We start from the raw sequence: 6,095 nt of genomic DNA, 5'->3' as shown, positions 1-6,095 counted from the left end.
GAACGACCGCTGCCACCCGTTCGTGTGGACCAAAACCGCCGACGACATCCTCAAGAAAGCCAACCGTCAGACAACTTCAAACACGGGCCACTAGCGACCATGCGGCAGTACCGTGAGCGCAGCCGAGTCTTTCGGTTGCCCCATTTACCGGCAAACCCGCCAAGCGACCAGACGCACGCCGGCGTCCAAAGCTGTCGCGGCGGCCGTCTCGTTCATGGGCACGAGCCTGCCAGGTGCCGCCGACAAATTCTGTACCGTGGCGTTGATTCCGGGGGAATCACGTCGCCCTTGTCGACGGGTGTTACTGAAGCTGTGAGTGATGAGTTCGAGGACCTTCGTACCTGGGTGCTAGCTCAGGGGCCATTCGACCATGATGACCGCCACTACCCGGCGCAGCACAGTCCCGAAGAGATCGCGAAGATCGAGGCGGAGGCGATGGAGGCCATGGCCGAGCGCCGCGCTCGAGGAGAGGTCGTCTACGAGTAGCCAGCTATTTGGCTGGGCGGTGGCCGCAGGGGCCGGTTCGGTTTCCTGGTCCGGGCCGGTGCCAGGTGAGGATCGTCTCTTCGAAGCCACCAGGGCCCACACTGGTCGCGGCCGTCCGGAGCGGACGGCGTCAGCTGTCAATGCCCTGGCAGTGGGAGGAGATCTTCACAGAGGACGACCGACTCGACTCATCCAGCCAGTCTGGGTGGCTACTTTGGCGCAGGCGAGGGCGCCGACGAGGATGGCGGCATAGTTGTGGAGTGCGAGCCCGGTGGTGTCGGAGGCGAGGACGGCCCAGGGTGCTGTTTCCCCATGCCGTTGTCCCGCAGTGACGCTCACCAGCAGAAGGATGGCGGGGATGGATCCGGCGACAACCGCTGGGAAAGTCGCCCGCTGGATAACGAGAGCCAAGGCACCACTTATTACCGCATTGCGAAGACCAGAGGAATCAGTCACGGCTGCGCCCTGGGTAAGATACTCCGCAAGTCCGCAGAGGGCGGTCCCGCAAACAAGAAGTCCCCAGTCGAGCAGAAGCAAGGGACGGATGCCTGTTCTTTCGTAACGGCTAGTTCCCGCCAGCGCGGCGGCCAATGCAGGGCCAGCAAGGGTGCCGACCACGAGGCATAGGGACGTGAGGGTGTCGCCGATTAGCCCGACGGTTGGAACCCTTAGCATGATGGACTTAGTCGGTCCAAGAAGAGCCCCTAGGACCGCCATCGAGGCAAGATACGCGGCTGTCTTCCGCGTCTTGGACCACCAGATCATGGCCGACAGGCTGTTAGCCACTCATTGATGAGGGCCACGGCCTGTGATGGGTCCGATGGAATCTCGCGCTGATTGCCTGGGGCTTGGCCGAGTCCCGAGGAGTCGATCGTCGGTGCGCCCACCTGTGCCACGAGCCAGTCCTTAATCTGCTGCGAGTGGTCGACCCCGTCGGGGAGTAGTTCACCCTCGGGTGTTCGGACGCCCCCCTGGCAGTCGGATCGCTTGGCGATACCCGTTGCCAACGACGACACCGCGTACTCCGGATAGCGGGTGTCGAACTGCACCGGGGTGATGGTCCCGCTGACTTCCAACGCACCCTCATCGAATACCTCGGGAACCTTGACGCCGAGCGAGTGCCATGATCGAACGGCCCGGTCAGTGGCCGTGAAATCGCGCAGGATTGCCGCATCTTCCGGCCAGACGCACACCCGTACGCCTGATGGCTGTTGGGCGCACACCCTGGGGGAACTCCTCGCTACGGTCGGCGCATAGCCGAAAGGTGCTGCTGCGCTCAAGGCGTAGGTAGTAGACGCCCATATTGCTGCGGCGGCACTCGCGCCCACGAGAACCTGAACCGTCCGTCTTCTGCAATCCAAGACAATGAGGGACGCTATCGCCACGAGGCAGATCGTGCCCCAGAACACAGCCACCGCCGTCAGCAACGATGGTGCTATGACCTCGTTGGAGGAACAACAGCCAAACCACACGGCTGTCAGGTGTCGCCAGCGGTTGTCCGGAATCGCTGCTGCCCGTGTAAAGAGGACCAAGGGGCCCATGATGCACAACGGCCAGGCAACCACAGCGGGCAAGAGGAAGCCGGAGAGGGCACCGATTAGGCACCATGCCACGATGGCAAGACAAGAGACCACAACGGGCCCCGTCCACTCGACGCTGATAGGTGCCCGAAGCAGCACTAGCAGGACCAACGAAGCGACACAGGCTCCAATGCCCACCACCCATCGAGGCAACAACGCAGTCAGAATGCCCCGCTTCCTCGGTAAGTGAAGTATTCCCCGAAAACGCCAACTCCCCACGGCGGCACCCAGTGCGACCAACGGGCAAAGCAAGATGAGGAAACTGGTCATTGCCGCTGCAGCACCCGACGGTGACGGGCCCGGCTCGGCAACGACCAGAGCGAACAGAACAACCAACGGTGTCAGCCACACGCTCGGGCTGTTGCGCAAGATCTCGAGGTACCGCACTCACATCCCCCGTGTGACTTCGATGAACGCACGATGCGCCCGCATCGGTCCCTCGGGCACCGAACCAAGGTAGTCACTGGGTGATCCCGACCAAACCCGGCCAGACGCCAACACCAGCACCTGATCAAAGTCGTCTACGATCTCGTTAACGTCGTGAGTCGCGATGAGCCATGAACCAACTTCTGACTCTAAGGACTTGATCATGTCTCGAAAGCGCATCTGCTGGGTGGGGTCCAACCCTGCTGTCGGTTCGTCCAAGATCGCGACCTGGGGGCTGGTCGCTAGTGCGCTCGCCAACCCGACTCTTCTCAATTGCCCGCCAGACAAGGTACGCATCTTCTGCCGGGCGGCATCGCCTAGTCCGACACGCTTCACCCACAGCCGCGCGCGTCTTCTTGACTCAGAAGAAGAAACCCCCTGCAACCAAGCGCAGTAGGCCACCTGCTCCTCGACCGTCAATCCACGCAAAGCCGGAATCACCTGCGGCATGTAAGACATCGACGCTTCACCCCCCGCACCATGTGAAATGGAGCCCGCCGAAGGCTGCAGCACGCCGGTCAAGAGACGAATCAAGGTTGTTTTACCTGCCCCATTCTCACCAACAAGAGCAGTCCGACCCGAGGAAATATTCAGCGAAAGCTCTGTGAATATCGGGCGACGCGTATAAGAGAAGGACACATCCTGTAGTGTGGCGATGGTGGATATGATAGATGATCCTTACAGGAGAATGTGGACCAAAACTGGTGTGTGGGCAGGCCCAGCCAGCCCACACACCAGTCTAGTTTAGTATTTCACCCAAACGGATGGGACGTTGACGCTACCGGCCGTGGGAATGTAGCTATTACCGTCGATCTTGGTGATCGCAAAGAAGTAGTTCCCAGAGTCTTGCGAGCCCATGGAGTGCTCACGCCATCCGCAGCCGTAGCGGATGATGTTGCGTTGCTCCGAGCCCCACCACTGCTTCTTGTATAGCGCATAAGTTGCGGTGTTGCGGTCACAACTTGAATGCCCAATCTGTGTGGCGGCTCCGTCGTTCACGTTCTTGGTCCACGTGCGAGACGTGAACCCTGGCCGACCGCCTGAAATGTAGCTATACCAAGAACCTTCAGCCATGACTGCTGGCGCGAGTGCGGACAGCGCAGCCATGACAGCTAGGGGTGTAGCGACCACCTTCATGATCGTACGATTCACGGATTTTGCTCCTTCCGAGATGGGGTGGGGAAGGTCGGCGCCCTGCCGGTGCGGTCACGATAACACCGAACACGTTCATCATGCCTGGATTCCAGCAGGGTCCCATCACACGGCCAGACAAGCTCGCTACCGCGCCGTTGCGTCGACGCCGCCCGATACGCCACCCACGCCCGCGCCGCCGCAACTCTGCGCGGCTACACCTCCGACTGGTCCGCGCTTGGTGTCACGTCATGGCCCTGGATGCTCTCCCAGCCGCCCCAGAGGGCCGTTGCCGCCTACCTGGCGCTCCTCGCGCAAGCGGACGCCGCCGTGGGCACTATGGCGCGTCGGCTCTCATCCATCGGTCACTGCCACCGGGCCTCCCGCCAGCTCGACCCCGGCGTCCACTACGTCATCGCCTGGACGAGCCCGATACTTGGACCTGCGTAAAGGTGATCACGCTAGACCGCATCGGCTACCGCTACGGTGCGGCTTCCTTCACGTACACCAGTAACCACCGTCCTACTCCCCCAGGGTGTGCAGCAAATTTACCCCTAAGGAGGCCGCAATGACTATCCACCCTCTGCACCGAATCGTTGCCTACGGTGCCGCGCTCATAATCTTTGCCGGATTCCCGACGATGGCGCAGGCATCCCCTTCCGATCCTGCCGATCCCTCGAGGATCCAGTACGTCTCAGCTCAGACGATGGCCCCGGTCTCGGCGAGCTGACGGCTGCCTATCAGTTGAGCCTTCGTCTGGCCGAGGAGAACCCTAACGACTTCGGGTATCCGACCGTACGTGGGGGCCGGGTGAATCTTCCCGCGCTGACCGAGGCTGCCAAGAAGTTGACGTCCGGCGACGCGGGGGAACGTGCCCGAGCCAAAGCCGCCCTCGATGCCAGACCACTTCCTCGGGGCATCGCGAAGAGAACCGAAACGACTCCCGACGATCTGGAAGTCATGAAGACGCTTGACTTATCGGCGTCGAATAGTCGGACCTTCCGGCGGGCCGAGGAGCAGAAGAATGCCGCCATCGACCTCACGCTTGCCGCGGATCCGGACGCGAAGCCGTGGATGTCCTACATCGACGAGCACTCGGGCAAGGTGATCGTGCACGTCGAGACGCCCACGCCCCGGCTCATGGCGACCTTGGCGAAGGGGATCGGTGCCGACTCGGTCGCCGTGCGCGTGCAGCCCAAGCCGCAGATCGATCATGTGTCGCGCCCCAGCGACACCCCACCTTTCTACGGTGGTGCCAGGATCTACACGCCGGTGGGTTCGTGCTCCGACGCCTTCTCGTGGCACAGCGGGTCTACGCAGATGATGCTGACGGCAGGCCACTGCGTGCCCAACGGGGGCAGTGTCTCCACGCTGGACTACTCTATGGGTTCCGTGAACCGGTCGTCCGAGGAGTCGTGGGACACCAATGCGGGCACCGTCTTCATGACTGGCCAGTCCACATTCCGCGGTGACGTCGCCGTGATCAGGTCCTCCTATTCGACGGCAGGCAGGATGTTCCGAGGCGGGACCTCGTCCACCTCGTCGGCCCGCGTTGCCGGCATGGCGAGCGGTCGCACGACCTCCGGCATGAAGGTGTGCAGCAGCGGAGCGTCGTCGGGCGAGGTCTGCGTCTGGACAGTCACCCACGACCGGACGCTCGTCGTGTACTCCGACCTGACCATTGCGCGGAATGTAACGAACACCGTGGAGCGGTGGGACGGCCGGTGCGTCATTCCAGGGGACTCGGGCGGAGCGATGTTTGGGGTGAACTCCGACGGATCGGTCAACGCGCACGGGGTCATCTCCGGCAGGATGACCGGACCGGGTTGGTGTCAGGTGATCTTCACCGACATCTACGATGCCTACTACGGCCTGCCCGGCTACCTCACCACCGGCTAGAAGGAAGGGCTTATCGTGAGCGGTGCCATACGTAGACCACGCAGACGGTGGCACACAGCCTTGGCCCTGCTGATTGTCGCGGGGCTGATCGCCTCTGTCGCTTACGTGCTGCTCACGCCCCTCCGCCGAACCGATTACCTCCAGCCGACGGCCGCCAGGACGCTGGGGGAAGGCGGAGATCCCAACGTGCTGATGATTCTGTCACCGTGGGACCAACGGGATTACTGTCCGGGCGAGTTCTCGGTGGGAGCGGCCGAGACGGACACGGTCGTGTCCGTCTCGGCCATCCGGCGGGTGTCGGCCGCAGTTCCCCTATTCGGGGGATGTGCGGGCGCCGAGGCACTACACGGGCAGGTGGCGGTGGAACTGCGCCTCGGCCAACCTCTCGGATCACGCACAGTCGTGCGAGCCGAGGACGGCAGCCCACTTCCTGTGTTGGAGCCGTGACGGCCCGGCGAGGCAGCGCCCGAACACCCGCGCTAGTGGCCCGTGTTTGAAGTTGTCTGACGGTTGGCTTTCTTGAGGATGTCGTCGGCGGTTTTGGTCCACACGAACGGGTGGCAGCGGTCGTTC

5 protein-coding genes are annotated in these 6,095 nt (G+C 62.6%); 2 read left to right on the top strand and 3 right to left on the bottom strand.

The annotated features are described in order from the left end of the window. The first annotated feature begins 312 nt into the window (after positions 1 to 312). Positions 313 to 486, top strand: a complete 174-nt coding sequence (locus FN821_RS14365; protein ID WP_165489396.1) for a hypothetical protein — start codon at positions 313 to 315, stop codon at positions 484 to 486. Between the two features lie 761 nt (positions 487 to 1,247). Here FN821_RS14365 and FN821_RS13950 read toward each other — a convergent pair. The 3 genes from FN821_RS13950 to FN821_RS13940 form a co-directional block, all read right to left on the bottom strand. After that, the gene (locus tag FN821_RS13950; RefSeq protein WP_131173161.1) at positions 1,248 to 1,679 is read right to left on the bottom strand and encodes a hypothetical protein; all 432 of its coding nucleotides are present in this window, start codon (positions 1,677 to 1,679) and stop codon (positions 1,248 to 1,250) included. A gap of 774 nt (positions 1,680 to 2,453) precedes the next feature. Continuing rightward, a complete protein-coding gene (locus FN821_RS13945) occupies positions 2,454 to 3,131 on the bottom strand; it encodes an ATP-binding cassette domain-containing protein (RefSeq protein WP_165489397.1) in 678 nt (225 codons plus the stop codon). A gap of 105 nt (positions 3,132 to 3,236) precedes the next feature. Next, complete coding sequence (locus tag FN821_RS13940; RefSeq protein ID WP_131173163.1) at positions 3,237 to 3,644, bottom strand: hypothetical protein; 408 nt, start codon at positions 3,642 to 3,644, stop codon at positions 3,237 to 3,239. Between the two features lie 723 nt (positions 3,645 to 4,367). On the opposite strand from FN821_RS13940, the gene FN821_RS13935 reads away from it, so the two are divergent. Continuing rightward, entirely contained in the window at positions 4,368 to 5,522 is a 1,155-nt protein-coding gene (locus FN821_RS13935) for a trypsin-like serine protease (RefSeq protein WP_131173164.1), read from the top strand. The last annotated feature ends 573 nt before the right edge of the window (positions 5,523 to 6,095 follow it).

The organism is Propioniciclava tarda, from assembly GCF_900182665.1.
Lineage (GTDB): Bacteria > Actinomycetota > Actinomycetes > Propionibacteriales > Propionibacteriaceae > Propioniciclava > Propioniciclava tarda.
Note: the sequence above shows the minus strand (reverse complement) of the source record. Positions and strands in the feature narration are given on the sequence as shown.